Here is a 16,504-nt window from a genome sequence, read left to right as displayed (position 1 = left end):
CATCAAAATCCTAAATGAACTAAAATATAATTTTTTAACATATTGTGCATAAATCGTTCAAAATCATTGTTTACGGTAACAGTAGTAAACAATGTTGAATCACAAATACCATCATCACAAATAAATAAGGCACGATTTCCTTCCCCACAAGTCCAAATAGCGGGCGTGTCATCTGCATATCTTGCTAATACAATAGATCCGGGAGGTAATACATATCCAGCATTTAATTTTGCACTGACTGTATTAGCAGAACCCGAGCTGTCTAAAGTTACACCAGAGGGAGAAGTTCCCCAAAAAACACTCGACAATGAAGGAATTGCGGTATAGGTTGTAGTGGTATTAGAGCTAAAAGTACCTGTGCCTCCAAAAGCCGCAAAAATTGTATTGGCTGTAGTTAATGAATTTGCGCTTTGAGCATCTAAAGTGATAATTGCGATGCCACCTAATGAAACATAATCTCTAATTCTTTGGCAGTCTGCTACACTTCTAGCAGCAGCTGAAACATGATGAGGGCCTAAAGCTACAATATCTTTAGTGTTTTTCATTGTTAATGCAGATATACCCCCGTTAAAAGTAGTAGTAAAATCACTCGTAGATATGCCCCCAATAGTATTAAAAACACCAGAGGGACCATAATTTCCTGGAACATATTGTTGGGGAAATCTTCTTGCTGCACCACCAACACTTGAATTATCAATATAGTCAATTGTAATTACTCTACCATTCACTCTTATGGAAAAAGCACACGTTTGTCCTCCAAATGTAATAGTAAAAGTTGCCCATCCTGAAGTTATTGGTGTACCAGTTACTGTAAAAGTAAGATTCCCATTTCCTGAGGCTAAAGTGCCAGGGATTAAAACAGCTGTTAATCCAGTTACCCCTGTTGAATGTATGGTTTGGGTGGGATAAGCCACACCATTTCCACCGGTATAGGGTAAAGTTGTTGTTCCAGAATAAGCACTTAATTGTGTAGCAGAACTAGGTGAATGCGTTGCGGCACTACAGTTTAAACCGGTTACTATTGGACTTCCACTAATTGTAATTTGAACGTCTGCTCCTGAACAACCTAAATTTGTTATAAAATTGCTTAAGTTAAACCGGGCATTACCAACCGATGTGGGTGTGCCTGAAACATTGAAAACGAGAGTTCCACCTGCGGTATTAGTACAACCTGCCGGCAAGATGGCTGTTAATCCAGTAACAGTTGATGATGTTATTGTTTGTTCATCAAAACAACCTCCGTTTCCACCAGCAGGGTAGGTTATGGTAATCGTTCCAACGTATGGTGAACCATTACTTCCTGTTGTTGGATTTTCAACCACAGCAGAAGAACAAGTAATAGGAGCAATACTAGCTTTATTTATAGTTACAGTAAAGCTACAATTTTTACCATCAAAAGTAAAAGGGAATGTTGCAGTAGCGGTTGTTGATGCGGACACAAATGGATTGGGTGTTCCTGTTACTGTAAAAGTAAAATTTCCAGCACCAGTAGCTAATGTGCCAGCGTTTAAAGTTGCTGTTAACCCTGTAACTCCAATCGAGGATATTGGTGATCCTGCAGAATAGGCTACTCCATTTCCTCCAGTATAGGGAACCGATACTATTTTATTGAAGGGCAAACCAGCAATACCGTTTCCAGCAGGTGTGATTGTAAACGGGGCTGAACAAGGAATAGAAGCAATGGTTGGTCCGTCAATAGTTATTGAAAAAGTACAGCTCTGTCCTCCAAAGGAAAAGGCAAAATTAGCTGTTCCACTAGAAGTAGGTGTTCCTGATATTGTAAAAGTTAAGTTTCCAGCACCATTTGATAATGTACCTGCTTGTAATGTTGCTGTTAATCCACTTACTCCAGTAGAAGAAATAGGATAACCCGAGGAATAAGAACCACCGTTACCTCCTAAATAGGGTAGGGTTGCATTACCTGAATAAGGAACCCCAACAGCACCATTACTTGCAGTACCACCACCACAATTTAAACTCGAAACTGTAGCGTCACATAGTGAAAACCACGAAAAATTTTTATAATATTGGAAACAATTAATAGAAGTATTATATATTATTAATCCATTTGCTGGAGAAATAATCGCATCTCTCTGTGCAGAAGTTAGTCGAGTAATTAATAATCCTTGTGAAGTACTGTTTAATTCAAGAATAGAACTTGCATGTGGATTAGTTGTTCCAATTCCAACTTGTCCATAAGAAATGACAAGTGAAAAAAATGTAATGAATAAGTGAATAGTTTTTTTCATTTTTATAAATTTTGATGCGGTTCAAAACTATTTCACATTTCTAAAATTTTAAATTTTTTGTTGTTCGCTTTCCTTGTTTTCAAACAAATTCCTTATTTTTAGACGATAAAATAACATAAAATTTAATCTTTAATGACTTTATTAATACCTGTATTAATTGCTTTTATTTTGGCGATGTTTTTCTTATTGATACCCAAAAGCAATGGAAATACAGGGACAAAAATTTTAGGGTTTTATTTTTTAAATTGGACCTTAGCAATTGCTTCTTTTTTTCTGTCAACTGAAAAATTAAATGGTATTCCAACAGGTTTATCAGAGTTGTTGATGTTGTTTTTCTTTGTTTTTATACTTGCCGTACCACCACTGTTGTATTTATACATTTTGTTTTTAGCTAAAACAACCTTTAATAATGGTATCAAACATTTTGTTTTAGCAATTCTTCTTCTTTTAATCAATGTATTTTCTTTTATATACATGAATACAAAGAAGAATTTGTTTATGAAAGAACTAGCAGAAGATTTATTGACGTATTCAAATTATCTTGCCCTTTTGTTTGTTTTTCCATTGCTAAATTTATATTATATCTACAGGTCTTACTCTGTTTATAGAAGATATAAGGAAGAATATAAATTGGATACTACGTATAAGATACAACCATCGCAGATTCAATATTTTATTTTAGGATATGTTTTGTTTTTTCTTTTAATGGTACTAACACTTTTAGGTTTAGTTCCAAAATTTTTAAAAGTATCATTTGAACTCTATTCTTCCATTTATTTTATCTATGTGGCGTATATTAATCGTACACAAGTACAATTGAAAAACAAAGAGCAAAATTTTCATAATGAAATTAAAGATTCAACCCAATTTGATGCACTATTTAACGATTTAGATCAAAAATTATCCTCTTACATTGTTGATGAAAAGCCTTATTTAAATGCTTCATTGTCATTAAATGAACTGGCTAAAAAAATTGGAACCAATGAAAAATATTTATCTATTTTTATAAATACAAGATACGGTGTTAATTTTGCAACATTTATAAATTCATACAGATTAGAAGAAGCAAAAAAAATGTTGCTTTCAAATGATTTTAAACAATATACAATAGAGTCTATCGCTAATAAATCTGGGTTTAATTCGAAATCTTCATTTAATAGTTTGTTTAAAAAACAGGTTGGTATGACTCCAACGGATTTTAAAAATACAAAAGGAGCTTAATGAGCTCCTTTTGTTATTTTTATAAATTGTCAAAATCGACTTTTATTGTTGCGGATGTGGGTACTGCCTGACAAGAAAGGGTTAATCCATCGGCAATTTCTTCATCTGTTAATATTTGGTTTTTCTTCATAGTTACATTTCCTTCGGTAACTTTACAAATACAACTGCTGCAAATTCCACCTTGGCAAGAATAAGGAACATCTAATCCGTGTTTTAATGCCGCTTCTAAAATGGTTTGTTTCTGACTCATTTCAAAAGTTGTTTCGTCACTATCCACTAAAATTGTAATTTGAGTATGGCCATCAGAAACTGCATTAGTAGAACTTTCTTCTTTTGAAGAGGAGGTGCCAAACAATTCAAATTTAATGTCTTTGTCCGCTACATTGTTTTCTTTTAAAACAGAAGAAACAGTAGTAATCATTTCTTCAGGGCCACATAAGTAAAACTTACTGAAAGCTTTATCCGCGTGTTTGTTTTTAATCACATTATTTACAACTGATTTATCAATTCTTCCAAATAATTCGTTTGGAATGTTCGTTTGACTGTAAACAAAGTGAACAAAAAAGCGACCTAAAAACTGTTGTTGTAAGTGTGCTAATTCGTCATGAAATATGGTTTCTTCTGGTTTTTTATTACCATATACCAATACGAAAGTGCTTTTGGGTTCTTCTAGTAATACGGTTTTTGCAATTGAAATAACAGGTGTAATTCCACTTCCGGCCGCAAAAGCCGCATAAGATTTTTGAGCATCTACATGAGGTTCAAAAGTAAATTTACCTTCAGGTACACTTACCTCTAATAAATCGCCAGCGGTTAGTTTTTGATTTGCAAATTTTGAAAAATAACCTTGAGCTACTTCTTTAACCGCGATTCTTAATTCGCCACTTTTAGGAGCAGTGCAAATAGAATACGCTCTTCTAACTTCTTTTCCGTCTAATGTAAGTTTTAAGGTAACGTACTGCCCCGCTGTAAATTGATAAAAGGTTTTCAATTCATCTGGGACGTGAAAAAGGATTGAAACAGCACTTGGTGTTTCTCTTTTTACTTCTTGTATTTTTAATTTATAAAAGTTCATAATTATTCTGTAAATAACGCTTTAAGTTCTGTAGCTTCGTTTGGTTTCATTTTTCCAGCTAAAACTAAACTTAGTTGTTTTCTTCGTAATGCGGCTTCATAACGTTGTTTTTCTAAATCAGTTTCTGGAATAATTGGAGGAACAGGAACAGGTCGTCCAGTCTCATCAACAGCAACGAAAGTATAAATGGCTTCGTTTGCTTTATTTTTAATTCCTGATTCGCGGTCTTCAATCCAAACATCAATGAATATTTCCATAGACGTATTAAAAGTTCTTGAAACTTTAGATTCTACGGTTACCACGCTCCCAAGGGGGATAGCTCTATTAAATGCAACATGGTTTACTGATGCGGTTACACAAACTCTACGAGAATGTCTTCTTGCAGTTATACTTGCAGCTCTGTCCATTCTAGCTAAAAGTTCTCCACCAAATAAGTTGTTTAATGGGTTGGTTTCTCCAGGTAAAACTAAGTCGGTAAGTGTTGTAATTGAATCTTGAGGAAATTTTGGTTGCATTGTTTCTATTTTTTATACAAAGATAACAACGACTTTTAAATAAAGACATAAAAAAATCCCAAAAATATGGGATTAATCTATTTTTAACCAAGCGTCTATAGCATGCTCTGTTATAATTTTATTTTTTAATTTATTTGCTTCAGATAGAGTTGAAAAACTTTCAAAAGCAACAGGATATAAATTATGTTTCGTAATAGGTAAAACAGTTGCATTTAAATACCCTTGTTTTTTTAATTCTTCCATTGCTTTTTTTGCATTGTTTTCACTTCTAAAAGCCGCAGCAATCACATGATAAGGTTTGATTTCAGGTTTTTCAATAGTTAAATCAACACTTTGCGTTGGATTTGGAATTATGAACGTAGCTTCTTGAATTTTTTTATTGATTTGTTCTTGAACTGTTTTTTCAACTAACAATGTTTTTTGTTCAATAGAGTAGTCGTAATAATATTTATAACCAAAAGTACCCGCAGAAGCAAATATTGCCACAGCGGCTGCGTATTTTAACCAATTTGTATTTGATTTAACAGCAGTTTGAGGTAATGCAATTACTTCATTGTTTTCTTCAATATGCTCTTCTTCAACTAAAGTTAGCGTTGGTGTTTCGATTGGAGTTTCCACTTGTTTTACTTCACGCTGAATTTCTGGTGAATTAAAACTTGATAACCCAAAAGAATCGGTTAAATAATTTATAGCCTGATTTGGTTTAAACACCCAATTGTTCTCATTATTTACTAAAATATCACCAATGTTTTCTAAAGAAAGCGTTTCTTTGTTTTGCAGTTTTTCAAGCCAAAAATTAACTTGATAATTGATTTTAGATAACGCCTGATCGTAACTAATTTTTTCAGTTAATGCAATGTGATTGGCTAATAAACCATCATTACTTTTAATGTTTGAATTAAAAGAAACTATTTTTCTAGGCGGAATGAATGAATGTTGTCCTTCTATTACCTGCGCCGATTGCCATTCTGTTAAAAACGCACCAAACCCAGGAACAGTAACACATTGATATCTATATAATAAAGCCGATATGTATTTCTCTATCTTCATATAAGCAAAATTAAGTATTCAAAGACAAATTCAAAATTTTATCAACAATTTTTATTAACAATTTAAAATTTATAAGCTTTCAATAAATTCTTATAAAAATATAGTTGAAGATTTACGTATATCTCTTATATTTGTACTTTGATTATAAGCCTTTTAAAATTTATACGCCATGTTACAAAACGAATTGTTTCATTTACTTGCGTTAATGCAAGTGGACGGAGTAGGTGATATTGTTGCCAAAAAATTACTTTCCCATTTTGGTTCTGCTGAAGCTATTTTTAAAGCAAAAAGAAAACAAATCCTTTCAATCGATGGAATAGGAGAAATACTTTACAAGAATTTACAAATAAAAAATCATTTTAATTTGGCTGAAAAAGAACTTCTTTTTTTAGAGAAGGAATCTATCAGTTGTATTAGTTATTTAGAAACATCATATCCAGAAAAATTAAAACATTGTATTGATGGTCCCGTGCTGTTGTTTCAGAGTGGCAATATCAACATTCAAAAACAACATTTAATCAGTATTGTTGGTACTCGACAAATTACGTCGTATGGCACGGAATTTACCAAAAAATTAATTGCGGATTTAGCGCCTTTAAATCCAATTATTGTCAGTGGATTTGCCTATGGCGTTGATATAGTGGCGCATCAAGCAGCAATGGAGGAAGGATTGCAAACCATAGGTGTATTGGCACATGGTCTCAATCAAGTTTATCCCAAAGTACATAAAAGATATGTAAGTAGAATGGAAGAACATGGTGGTTTTATGACGGAATATTGGAGTACTTCTAATCCAGATAGAGAAAATTTTGTAAAACGAAATCGAATAGTAGCCGGTATGTGTGAAGCAACTGTTGTAATTGAAAGTGCTGATAAAGGCGGTTCTTTAATTACGGCTAATGTGGCTAATGACTATAATAGAGATGTATTTGCAGTTCCGGGAAGAAGTACAGATAAATACAGTCAGGGTTGTAATACTTTAATTAAAACGCAACGCGCCAATATGTTAACTTCTGCGGCGGATTTAATTTATATGCTTAATTGGGATGTTGCATCCAAAAAAGAAGAGAAAGCCATTCAAAAACAATTATTTGTTTCTTTAGGAGAAGAAGAACAAAAAATATATGATTTTTTAATAAAAAATGGAAAAGAACTATTGGACTTAATTGCTTTACAATGTGATTTACCCATTTTTAAAGTGAGTACTCATTTATTGAATATGGAATTAAAAGGTGTAATAAGACCGTTACCCGGAAAATTATTTGAAGCAATATAAAAAAAGCCGTTCTATTGAACGGCTTCATTTTTTTATTAAAATCCTAGTTTTTCTCGAACTCTTTTCAATACCCCATCAGCAACCATTCCTGCTTTTTTTGCCCCTTCAAAAAGTAATTGGTCCACTTCTTCAAGGTTGTTCATATAATGCGTGTATTGTGCTCTTTCTTTTGCAAATTTTTCTACAATTAAATCATATAATGCCTGCTTAGCATGCCCATATCCGTAGTTTCCGCCTTCATAATTCGCTCGCATAGCGGCTACTTGTTCTGGAGTTCCTAATAATCTATATAAAGCAAACACGTTACAAGTATCAGGATTTTTAGGTTCTTCTAAAGGTGTGCTATCCGTTTGAATGGTTTTAATTTGTTTTAGTAACGCTTTATCGTCTAAAAAGATGTTGATAAAATTGTTACGTGATTTACTCATTTTTTCCCCGTCGGTACCAGGAATAATCATCACATTATCATCAATTTTAGCTTCAGGTAAAACAAACGTTTCACCCATTTGATGATTAAAACGTGAGGCTACATCACGGGTAATTTCTAAATGTTGTAATTGATCTTTACCTACAGGAACAAATTCGGCATCATATAATAAAATATCAGCAGCCATTAACATAGGATAGGTAAATAATCCGGCATTTACATCGTCTAAACGGTCGGCTTTATCTTTAAAAGAATGAGCCAATGTTAAACGTTGGAAAGGAAAGAAACAACTTAAATACCAAGACAATTCCGCGGTTTGAGGCACATCGGACTGACGGTAAAAAACAACTTTATTTACATCTAATCCACAGGCAAGCCAAGTGGCAGCTACACTATAGGTGTTTTCACGTAATGTTTTTCCATCTTTAATTTGGGTTACCGAATGCAAATCGGCAATAAATAAAAATGATTCATTTGCAGGGTTATTTGCCATTTCTATAGCAGGTAAAATTGCGCCCAACAAATTTCCTAAGTGAGGTGTGCCCGTACTTTGTACGCCTGTTAAAATTTTTGACATAGGTGATTTTGTTTTTTGCAAAGATACACGGTTTCGTTAAAAGTGAAAGAATGTTCTTTTTATTTCTTTTGAAATGAAAAAGGTGTTTTATAACCCTGGTTGAAGCGGCATCCTTTTTTCTATGGGCTATAAGCTAGGCGAAAAAAGATAGAGCGGAAGACAGGTGTGGTTGTCGATGGAAATGTTATATTTGTGTTACAGATAAATAACAAACATGAATTTTTTAAAGTATCCGCTAACTTTATTGTATAGAATTTGGTTTTATATATTGGTATTAGTGCCTATATTGGTTTTATTTCCTTTAATTTTTATAACTATTTACAAAGAAAAAACGTATCCGTTGTTTTTTAAAATTGCACGCTTATGGGCTAAAGTGGTTTTAGTAGGAATGGGTTTTAGGTATTCTATAAAAGGTCAAGAATTTTTTGAAGAGGGTAAAAGTTATATGCTTGTAGCTAATCATACCTCAATGACGGATATTATGTTAATGTTGATAGCGGTTCAAAATCATCCTTTTGTTTTTGTGGGAAAAAAAGAATTAGAACGCATACCAATTTTTGGTTTTATCTATAAAAGAGTGTGTATAATGGTAGATCGGAACAGCAGCAAGAGTAGATATGAGGTTTTTGAACGAGCGCAAAAAAGAATAAATCAAGGGTTGAGTATTTGTATATTCCCTGAAGGAGGAGTGCCTGAGGAGCATATTATTTTAGACGAATTTAAAGATGGTGCTTTTAGAATTGCAATTGAACATGAATTAGCGATTTTACCCATGACTTTTTTTGATAATAAAAAACGTTTTTCATATACTTTTTTTAGTGGTTCACCAGGAAAAATGAGAGCACAGATTCATCCACCTATAGAGACTAAAGGGTTGACTTTAGAAGACAAAAACACCTTAAAAAATCAAGTAAGACAATTGATATTAAAAGACTTAGAAAGTGATGTAAATTAAAAAAGCACCTTGGCGAGGTGCTTTTTCAGTTTCAATCTTTACTATTCAAAGGATTGAAACACCTTAACTAAAATTTATAACCAACCCAATTTTTAAAATTTATAACTTAAACCTGTACTTATACCTACAATGTACGGTTTAAAGTTGCCAGAATTAGTAGTAAAAGCGTTGATTTGGTATTTTAACATAGGTTCTAAATTCAATTGAAAGTTTTTAATAAAATTGTAACTAAAACCTAATCCTAAATTGGTGCTAAAATGCATATTGTTTAGATTTGTTGCCTTTCCTATCTCCATTTGTTGTGATTCTGATACCATTGAAATTTTATTTTCTGTCAAAATTAAAGTACTAAAACCACCTTTTAAAGCCACCCCGAATTTTTTGTTAATTAAGGAGTATGAAAGTTCTACAGGTAGTTCTAAATATTGCATTTTTTGATTTAAATACCCTTCATTTTGTCCAGAAATAAGAACTTGATTTTCAATTAAATTAACAGAAGTTCTTTTTTGGTTTTCTAGTACTATATATTTACTTTTTTCATTTCGTTGAATGTTAGTTTTTGCTGTATTTTGTTCTTTGTAACTGGTATAATAAGCAACATCTTGAGTGTCATAATCAAGAGATAAATTATTAATTCCTGTTTTTATAGCCAATTTTTTATTGATTTGATAAGTAACACCTACACCATAACTTAATGAATTATTAAAGTTTTTTGTGTTGGTTATAAAATCTTCCGAAATAGGAGAACCTTCAGTGAAAGAATTAAAGTAAACAGGCGTAACATTACTGTTTACCGCCCATTTACTCAGTTTTTCTTTCTCATCAGCAATTTTTTTGTTATCTTCTTTTTCTTTTAGCAATTTTTCCAATGGATTTTCTGCTTGTTCTACATTTACTAGAGGTAAAGTATCTTTAGCAATTGCATTGGCTACAACACCCGAAGATAAGGTGTCAGTATTTTCTATGTTTTTACCAACCTCATTTAACGAATTTGAACCGGTTGAATTTATATCGGCTACTGTGTTATTTGAAGAATTGTTGATTGTATTTTCAATTGTATTTTCTGTTAAAATTGAATTAGTAACTTTTTCTGTAAACGATTTCGTTTTATTATTGGTTGAATTATCTGTGATGGTATTAGAATTAATTTCAAGCCCATCTTCTAGTACGTTGAAATTAGTTTCCTTATTAGATAAATGTTTTTTAAATCGTTTCTTTTCTTTGGTTGAAAGATTGGTATTGTTACTAGACAAACCTGAATTTAAGTCAAAATACAAGTTGCCATTTTCAATGTTTTTAAATGTTTTTTTAGATTTGTTTTTCTTTTTAGTAGAAGTATAAGTTACGGCATTGTTGTTTAAGGACTTGTCTTTATCTATTAAAGCATTTGTTGATTTTCCTTTGTTTTTATTATTAACTACCAAAACTTCAGTAGAAGTAAACTTTGAATGGGGTTGGGCAAGTGTTTTTTTAGTTGGATAGTTGTTCTTGTTGTCATATTCTTTGTTTGAATTTGAAACATAACTTCCATTGTTTATATTTTTATCAGTTGTGTGATTTTTAGTATGTGTTGAATTTAAAATAGTAGAAGTTGCTGTTGGGTTTTTTTCTTTATTTATTTTTGTTGAGTTGTTACTTCTACTTACCGTTTGTTGTTTTTTTGAGTTACTATTTATAATTTCAAAAGCGTTCTCATTTTCATTATAATTAGTTAGAAAAATTAATGAAAACAGCAAAGTTAAAGAAGCAGCAATTGAACCTACTTTAAACCAAAGAGGTACTATTCTTCTTTTCTTCTCTTCAGGATGAAGCTTAGATTGAATGTTTTCCCAAACAAAATCAGGGGGAGTAACTTCAAAATCTTTAAATTTTTCCTGAAATAATCTTTCTATGTTTTTATTTTCTTTCATTTAAATTTTGAAAAAACATTTTGCGAATGTTGTAGTTTATCTTTTAAAATCATCTTTGCTCTTGCTAGATTTGACTTAGAGGTTCCCTCTGAAATACCTAACATTTGCGCTATTTCTTTGTGCGAATAACCATCTATAGTGTATAAATTAAAAACAAGTCTATACCTGTCTGGTAATTCTTGAATAATTTTTAACAAATAATCCATTGAAATTTCATCATCATCAATTTCAACATTTTCTTCTTCAGGAATTTTTTCGCTGACAATTTCAAAAAACACACCTTGTGTTCTATATTGTTGTAAAACATAGTTCACAACTACTCTTTTTGCCCATCCTTCAAAAGATCCTTCGTTGTTAAATTGTCCAATTTTATTAAAAATTATTAAAAAACTTTCTTGTAAATGATCTTGTGCTTCTTCATAACTCCTGGAATACTTCAAACATACAGCAAACAACTTTGGAGCTAAAAGTTTGTACAATTGTCCTTGTGCTTGCGTATTATTTTTTTTGCATTCATGTAAGAGTTGTTCTAACATTCATGTTTGTTTATATATGATTATTCTATAATTGCGTCTCTTTGTAATTCTAAGAAAATATCGTTACCGTTACTATCTTTACCTTGCCAAAATTTAAATGTATAAGTTCCAACTTCAGTAGGCTTAAATTCAAGTACTTCTTCTCTTAATTCATTTGTTAGGGGTGAGCAACCTTCTCTTTCATAAACATAATTTTGAACAGCTATTGTTCTTGTAAATCCATTTTTTTCATAATAAAATCCATTAAATCCATGACAATCGGATGGTCTATTATATTGAACTGTTATTTGATTTGCTTCTCCAACTAAAAGGTGATCACTTATTGTAACATTTTGAATGGGTATTAATTCATAACGAACATTTGTTTCATCTGTATCAGTTGAGCAGGAAATCAACACAATAAATAAACTTAAAAGAGATAATATTTTTTTCATGAGTTTTTTAATTTATATTATATAGATGCAATTTAAGTAAAAAGGTTGCGTTAAAAGCAAAAAAAAATCCCGATTTTTTCGGGATTTAATTTTATTCTTGCTCTTTCAAGGTTTCTTTTATTTTTGCCTCTACTTCATCCATTAATTCTGGATTATCTTTTATTAATTGTTTAACGGCATCTCTACCTTGTCCTAATTTAGTTTCTCCATAACTAAACCAAGAACCACTTTTTTTGATAATTTCAAATTCAACCGCTAAATCCAATACTTCACCTACTTTTGAAACCCCTTCGCCATACATAATGTCAAACTCGGCTGTTCTAAAAGGTGGTGCTACTTTGTTTTTAACAATTTTTACTTTGGCGCGGTTACCAATTACATTTTCACCGTCTTTAATTTGTGACGATTTACGAATGTCTACACGAACTGATGCATAGAATTTTAAGGCATTTCCACCGGTAGTTGTTTCGGGATTTCCGAACATTACCCCAATTTTATCACGTAACTGGTTAATGAAGAAAACGGTACAGTTTGTTTTGTGAATCGTTCCGGTTAATTTACGCAACGCTTGTGACATTAAACGAGCATGTAATCCCATTTTACTGTCTCCCATATCGCCTTCTATTTCACTTTTTGGCGTTAATGCTGCAACTGAGTCGATTACCACGATATCTACAGCTCCTGAGCGAATTAAACTTTCTGCAATTTCTAAGGCTTGTTCTCCGTTATCCGGTTGCGAAATAATTAAATTATCAATATCAACACCTAATTTTTCGGCATAAAATCGGTCAAAGGCATGTTCTGCATCAATAAAGGCTGCAATTCCTCCAGCTTTTTGAGCTTCAGCAATGGCGTGTAGTGTTAACGTTGTTTTACCTGATGATTCTGGACCATAAATTTCAATGATTCTCCCTTTTGGGTAACCACCTACCCCTAAGGCAAGGTCTAAACCTAATGAACCTGATGAAATAACTTCTACTTCTTCAACAGCAGAATCTCCCATTTTCATTACTGTTCCTTTACCATAGGTTTTGTCTAACTTGTCTAACGTTAATTGTAAGGCTTTTAATTTGGCTTCTTTTTCTGAACTCATAACTTTAAATATTTCTGTAAAAATAAATCTTTTTTTGGCCCTAACAAAAATTGTTGATAAGATTTATTGAAGTTTAAATAGCTCTAAAATTAAAGCTATAAAACTACTCTTAAACATCTAAGTGTTTAAAAATTAAATAATTAAAATTTACATGGAAACTTTTAATAAAATTTTTAACTTTGCGCCCGAATTCTTCCATTTAGAGTTCGTTAATTTTAGTAATTTCTCACTTAACGTTTATAGCATGCAACTGTATAACACCTTAAGCGCAGAAGAAAGAGCGCGTTTAATTGACGACGCAGGTCAACAACGTTTGACGCTATCTTTCTACCAATACGCGCACATTGTAGATCCTCAACAATTTCGTAACGAATTATTTTTAGCTTGGAATAAATTAGATGCTTTGGGTCGAATTTATGTAGCCAAAGAGGGTATTAACGCCCAAATGTCGGTGCCGGCAGAAAATTTCGAAGCGTTTAGAGATACTTTAGAAGCCTACGATTTCATGAAAGGCATCCGCTTAAATGTGGCTGTGGAACATGACGACCATTCGTTTTTAAAATTGACGATTAAAGTCCGACATAAAATTGTGGCTGATGGATTAAACGATGAAACCTTTGATGTAACCAACAAAGGAGTGCACTTAAATGCTAAAGCATTCAATGAAATTTTAGACGATCCGAACACCATTGTAGTTGATTTTAGAAACCATTACGAAAGTGAAGTGGGTCATTTTAAAGGCGCCATTACCCCAGATGTGGAAACGTTTCGCGAATCGCTTCCTATTATCAATGAACAATTAAAAGATTTTAAAGAAGATAAAAACCTCGTGATGTATTGCACAGGTGGCATTCGTTGTGAAAAAGCTTCGGCCTATTTTAAACATCAAGGTTTTAAAAATGTTTTTCAGTTGGAAGGCGGTATTATTAATTACGCCAAACAAATCAAAGAAGAAGGTTTAGAAAGTAAATTTATAGGTAAGAATTTTGTGTTCGATCACCGTTTAGGAGAACGAATCACCGATGATATTATTGCCCAATGCCACCAATGTGGAACGCCATGTGATGTGCACACCAATTGTGCTAACGATGGTTGTCATTTGTTGTTTATTCAGTGTGAAGCTTGTGCAGAAAAAATGGAACATTGCTGTTCTACCGAATGTCTAGAAATCACACATTTACCATTAGCAGAACAAGTGGCGTTACGTGCGGGAAAACAAGTGGGTAATAAAATTTTTAGAAAGGGAAAATCGGAAGCATTAAAGTTTAAACATTCCGGTCAATTGGAAGGTGTTTCTTTGGCAAAAGCAACCGATTTTAATGTAGGTGCTACAGTTTTTGAACCAAAAACGAAAACACTTCGCCAACGCATTGCTCAGAAAAAAGTATTAGTAGGTAAAGGCCAACATTACTATTCTAAATCGCAAGTGGGTCAATTTATTTTAGAAAAAGCCGAATTGCAATTAGGGGACAAGGTATTGATTTCGGGTCCAACGACTGGTGAACAAGAATTGGTGGTGGAAAACATGTATGTAAATGGCCAACCAGGAACTAATGCTGTTGCTGGAGATAAAGTGACGATGTCGGTTCCTTTTAAAGTGCGTGCTTCTGATAAATTATATAAAGTTTTAAATTAAGATGACCACAACAGGAAGAATTGAATTAATGGCACCTGCAGGAAATTTTGAATCTCTGCAAGCAGCCTTAGATAATGGATGTGACTCGGTATATTTTGGGGTTGAGCAATTGAACATGCGTGCGCGTGCAACAATGAATTTTACGTTAGATGATTTACCTGAAATTGCACGTCGTTGTCAAGAAAAAAACGTGAGAACGTATTTGACGTTAAACACCATTATATACGATCACGACTTATCGATTGTAAAAACACTTTTAAATAAAGCTAAAGAAGCAAATATTACAGCGGTTATTGCTGCGGATCAAGCCGTAATTATGACCGCACGTAGTATTGGTATGGAAGTGCATATTTCTACACAAGTCAATGTGACTAATATAGAAACGGTTAAATTTTATGCTTTATTTGCCGATACTATTGTATTATCTCGAGAATTAAGTTTACGTCAAGTAAAAAAAATCACCGAACAAATTGAAAAAGAACAGATTAAAGGTCCAAGTGGGAATTTAGTTGAAATTGAAATATTTGGTCATGGTGCTTTGTGTATGGCGGTTTCTGGGAAATGTTATTTAAGTCTACATTCTCATAATTCTTCTGCCAATCGCGGAGCTTGCAAACAAAATTGTAGAAAAAAATATACGGTTATCGATCAGGAATCTGGATTTGAAATCGAAATTGATAACGAATACATGATGTCGCCTAAAGATTTATGTACCATCGATTTTCTAGATCAAGTGATTGATTCTGGAATTAAAGTTTTAAAAATCGAAGGCCGCGGTCGAGCACCAGAATATGTAGCAACGGTTATAAAAACCTATCGTGAAGCCATAGATGCTTACTATGAAAAAACATTTTCTCAGGATAAAATTGCCCAATGGATGGAAACCTTAAATACGGTTTACAACAGAGGATTTTGGAGTGGCTATTACTTAGGACAAAAATTAGGAGAATGGAGTAAAGACCCTGGAAGCAATGCCACACAAAAGAAAGTGTACATTGGTAAAGGCATGCATTATTTTCCAAAATCAAGTGTAGCCGAATTCAAAATTGAAGCGTATGATGTTAAAATTGGGGATAAAATTTTGATTACAGGTCCAAGTACTGGTGTGCAAGAATTAGTTTTGGAAGACATGATGGTGAATGACTCTAAATTAGAAAAAGCAACTAAAGGCGATAGTTTAACATTGAAAGTGCCGTTTAGAGTGCGTTTGTCTGATAAAATGTATAAATTAGTGGAAGCCTAATGGTAATTATTACGCTACAAAGAGATAAATGTATTGGCTGTAATTATTGTGTTGAATTTGCACCAGCCCAATTTCAGATGTCAAAAAAAGACGGAAAGACAGTTTTGTTAAAATCAACAGACAATAAAGGTTTTCACACCTTAAAATCGCCCGACCATACGATTTTTGAAGCCTGTGAATTAGCAGAAAAAGCCTGTCCCGTTCACATCATATCTGTTAAAGAAACCTAGAGTAAATGAATATAAAATATAAGAAACCTATTGAAGTTAAATTCGATAGGTTTTTTCTTTTTAATATACTTTTAGCA

At 32.7% G+C, this 16,504-nt stretch carries 15 protein-coding genes; 6 read left to right on the top strand and 9 right to left on the bottom strand.

Annotated features, from left to right (window positions below):
* Positions 1 to 2 precede the first annotated feature (2 nt).
* A complete protein-coding gene (locus KQS_RS13685) occupies positions 3 to 2,249 on the bottom strand; it encodes a hypothetical protein (RefSeq protein ID WP_014389768.1) in 2,247 nt (748 codons plus the stop codon).
* Between the two features lie 132 nt (positions 2,250 to 2,381).
* Here KQS_RS13685 and KQS_RS13680 point away from each other — a divergent pair, with 132 nt between their 5' ends.
* Positions 2,382 to 3,470: a helix-turn-helix domain-containing protein gene (locus tag KQS_RS13680; protein WP_014389767.1), complete on the top strand. Its 1,089-nt coding sequence runs from the start codon at positions 2,382 to 2,384 to the stop codon at positions 3,468 to 3,470.
* Positions 3,471 to 3,489: 19 nt separating this feature from the next.
* Here the strand turns inward: KQS_RS13680 and KQS_RS13675 are convergent, their stop codons facing one another.
* The 3 genes from KQS_RS13675 to KQS_RS13665 all read right to left on the bottom strand — a co-directional run bounded on the left by KQS_RS13675 (position 3,490) and on the right by KQS_RS13665 (position 6,110).
* Positions 3,490 to 4,548, bottom strand: a complete 1,059-nt coding sequence (locus KQS_RS13675; protein ID WP_041252133.1) for a ferredoxin--NADP reductase — start codon at positions 4,546 to 4,548, stop codon at positions 3,490 to 3,492.
* Positions 4,548 to 5,060 carry an acyl-CoA thioesterase gene (locus KQS_RS13670; RefSeq protein ID WP_014389765.1) on the bottom strand — a complete coding sequence of 171 codons (513 nt, stop codon included), beginning with the start codon at positions 5,058 to 5,060 and terminating at the stop codon, positions 4,548 to 4,550. Before KQS_RS13670 ends, KQS_RS13675 begins: the two co-directional genes overlap by 1 nt.
* Before the next feature lie 72 nt (positions 5,061 to 5,132).
* Positions 5,133 to 6,110, bottom strand: a complete 978-nt coding sequence (locus KQS_RS13665) for an HU domain-containing protein (RefSeq protein ID WP_014389764.1) — start codon at positions 6,108 to 6,110, stop codon at positions 5,133 to 5,135.
* Positions 6,111 to 6,279: 169 nt separating this feature from the next.
* Between KQS_RS13665 and dprA the strand changes: the two genes are divergently transcribed.
* Entirely contained in the window at positions 6,280 to 7,386 is a 1,107-nt protein-coding gene (gene dprA, locus KQS_RS13660) for a DNA-processing protein DprA (protein ID WP_014389763.1), read from the top strand.
* Between the two features lie 35 nt (positions 7,387 to 7,421).
* On the opposite strand, the gene trpS is transcribed toward dprA, so the two are convergent.
* Entirely contained in the window at positions 7,422 to 8,390 is a 969-nt protein-coding gene (gene trpS, locus KQS_RS13655; protein WP_014389762.1) for a tryptophan--tRNA ligase, read from the bottom strand.
* A gap of 214 nt (positions 8,391 to 8,604) precedes the next feature.
* Between trpS and KQS_RS13650 the strand changes: the two genes are divergently transcribed.
* Positions 8,605 to 9,345 (top strand): lysophospholipid acyltransferase family protein, encoded by a 741-nt coding sequence (locus KQS_RS13650; RefSeq protein ID WP_014389761.1) that lies wholly within the window; start codon positions 8,605 to 8,607, stop codon positions 9,343 to 9,345.
* Between the two features lie 92 nt (positions 9,346 to 9,437).
* Here KQS_RS13650 and KQS_RS13645 read toward each other — a convergent pair whose 3' ends face one another.
* The 4 genes from KQS_RS13645 to recA form a co-directional block, all read right to left on the bottom strand.
* A complete protein-coding gene (locus KQS_RS13645) occupies positions 9,438 to 11,255 on the bottom strand; it encodes a porin family protein (RefSeq protein WP_014389760.1) in 1,818 nt (605 codons plus the stop codon).
* Positions 11,252 to 11,791, bottom strand: coding sequence for an RNA polymerase sigma factor (locus KQS_RS13640; RefSeq protein ID WP_014389759.1), 540 nt, complete (start codon positions 11,789 to 11,791; stop codon positions 11,252 to 11,254). The genes KQS_RS13645 and KQS_RS13640 overlap by 4 nt, the downstream gene beginning before the upstream one ends.
* A gap of 20 nt (positions 11,792 to 11,811) precedes the next feature.
* A complete protein-coding gene (locus KQS_RS13635; RefSeq protein ID WP_014389758.1) occupies positions 11,812 to 12,225 on the bottom strand; it encodes a hypothetical protein in 414 nt (137 codons plus the stop codon).
* Positions 12,226 to 12,316: 91 nt separating this feature from the next.
* Positions 12,317 to 13,318: a recombinase RecA gene (gene recA / locus KQS_RS13630; RefSeq protein WP_014389757.1), complete on the bottom strand. Its 1,002-nt coding sequence runs from the start codon at positions 13,316 to 13,318 to the stop codon at positions 12,317 to 12,319.
* A 244-nt stretch (positions 13,319 to 13,562) separates the two neighbouring features.
* On the opposite strand from recA, the gene trhO reads away from it, so the two are divergent.
* From trhO to KQS_RS13615, 3 genes are read left to right on the top strand one after another with little or no spacing between them, the layout of a single operon-like run.
* On the top strand, positions 13,563 to 14,954 hold the full coding sequence (gene trhO, locus KQS_RS13625; protein ID WP_014389756.1) for an oxygen-dependent tRNA uridine(34) hydroxylase TrhO: 1,392 nt from the start codon (positions 13,563 to 13,565) through the stop codon (positions 14,952 to 14,954).
* A 1-nt stretch (position 14,955) separates the two neighbouring features.
* Positions 14,956 to 16,197, top strand: a complete 1,242-nt coding sequence (locus KQS_RS13620) for a peptidase U32 family protein (RefSeq protein WP_014389755.1) — start codon at positions 14,956 to 14,958, stop codon at positions 16,195 to 16,197.
* Complete coding sequence (locus tag KQS_RS13615) at positions 16,197 to 16,427, top strand: ferredoxin (RefSeq protein WP_014389754.1); 231 nt, start codon at positions 16,197 to 16,199, stop codon at positions 16,425 to 16,427. Before KQS_RS13620 ends, KQS_RS13615 begins: the two co-directional genes overlap by 1 nt.
* Positions 16,428 to 16,504 lie beyond the last annotated feature (77 nt).

The sequence above is a fragment of the Flavobacterium indicum GPTSA100-9 = DSM 17447 genome (genome assembly GCF_000455605.1).
GTDB classification, from domain to species: domain Bacteria; phylum Bacteroidota; class Bacteroidia; order Flavobacteriales; family Flavobacteriaceae; genus Flavobacterium; species Flavobacterium indicum.
The sequence above is the reverse complement of the archived record's forward strand: the minus strand, read 5'-3'. Positions and strand labels throughout refer to the sequence as shown.

Excerpts from the sequence above, each read along its gene's own strand:
- KQS_RS13685 (WP_014389768.1), bottom strand. The coding sequence starts at position 2,249 with ATGAAAAAAACTATTCACTTATTCATTACATTTTTTTCACTTGTCATT.
- KQS_RS13680 (WP_014389767.1), top strand. The coding sequence starts at position 2,382 with ATGACTTTATTAATACCTGTATTAATTGCTTTTATTTTGGCGATGTTT.
- KQS_RS13670 (WP_014389765.1), bottom strand. The coding sequence starts at position 5,060 with ATGCAACCAAAATTTCCTCAAGATTCAATTACAACACTTACCGACTTA.
- KQS_RS13665 (WP_014389764.1), bottom strand. The coding sequence starts at position 6,110 with ATGAAGATAGAGAAATACATATCGGCTTTATTATATAGATATCAATGT.
- dprA (WP_014389763.1), top strand. The coding sequence starts at position 6,280 with ATGTTACAAAACGAATTGTTTCATTTACTTGCGTTAATGCAAGTGGAC.
- trpS (WP_014389762.1), bottom strand. The coding sequence starts at position 8,390 with ATGTCAAAAATTTTAACAGGCGTACAAAGTACGGGCACACCTCACTTA.
- KQS_RS13650 (WP_014389761.1), top strand. The coding sequence starts at position 8,605 with ATGAATTTTTTAAAGTATCCGCTAACTTTATTGTATAGAATTTGGTTT.
- KQS_RS13645 (WP_014389760.1), bottom strand. The coding sequence starts at position 11,255 with ATGAAAGAAAATAAAAACATAGAAAGATTATTTCAGGAAAAATTTAAA.
- KQS_RS13640 (WP_014389759.1), bottom strand. The coding sequence starts at position 11,791 with ATGTTAGAACAACTCTTACATGAATGCAAAAAAAATAATACGCAAGCA.
- KQS_RS13635 (WP_014389758.1), bottom strand. The coding sequence starts at position 12,225 with ATGAAAAAAATATTATCTCTTTTAAGTTTATTTATTGTGTTGATTTCC.
- recA (WP_014389757.1), bottom strand. The coding sequence starts at position 13,318 with ATGAGTTCAGAAAAAGAAGCCAAATTAAAAGCCTTACAATTAACGTTA.
- trhO (WP_014389756.1), top strand. The coding sequence starts at position 13,563 with ATGCAACTGTATAACACCTTAAGCGCAGAAGAAAGAGCGCGTTTAATT.
- KQS_RS13620 (WP_014389755.1), top strand. The coding sequence starts at position 14,956 with ATGACCACAACAGGAAGAATTGAATTAATGGCACCTGCAGGAAATTTT.
- KQS_RS13615 (WP_014389754.1), top strand. The coding sequence starts at position 16,197 with ATGGTAATTATTACGCTACAAAGAGATAAATGTATTGGCTGTAATTAT.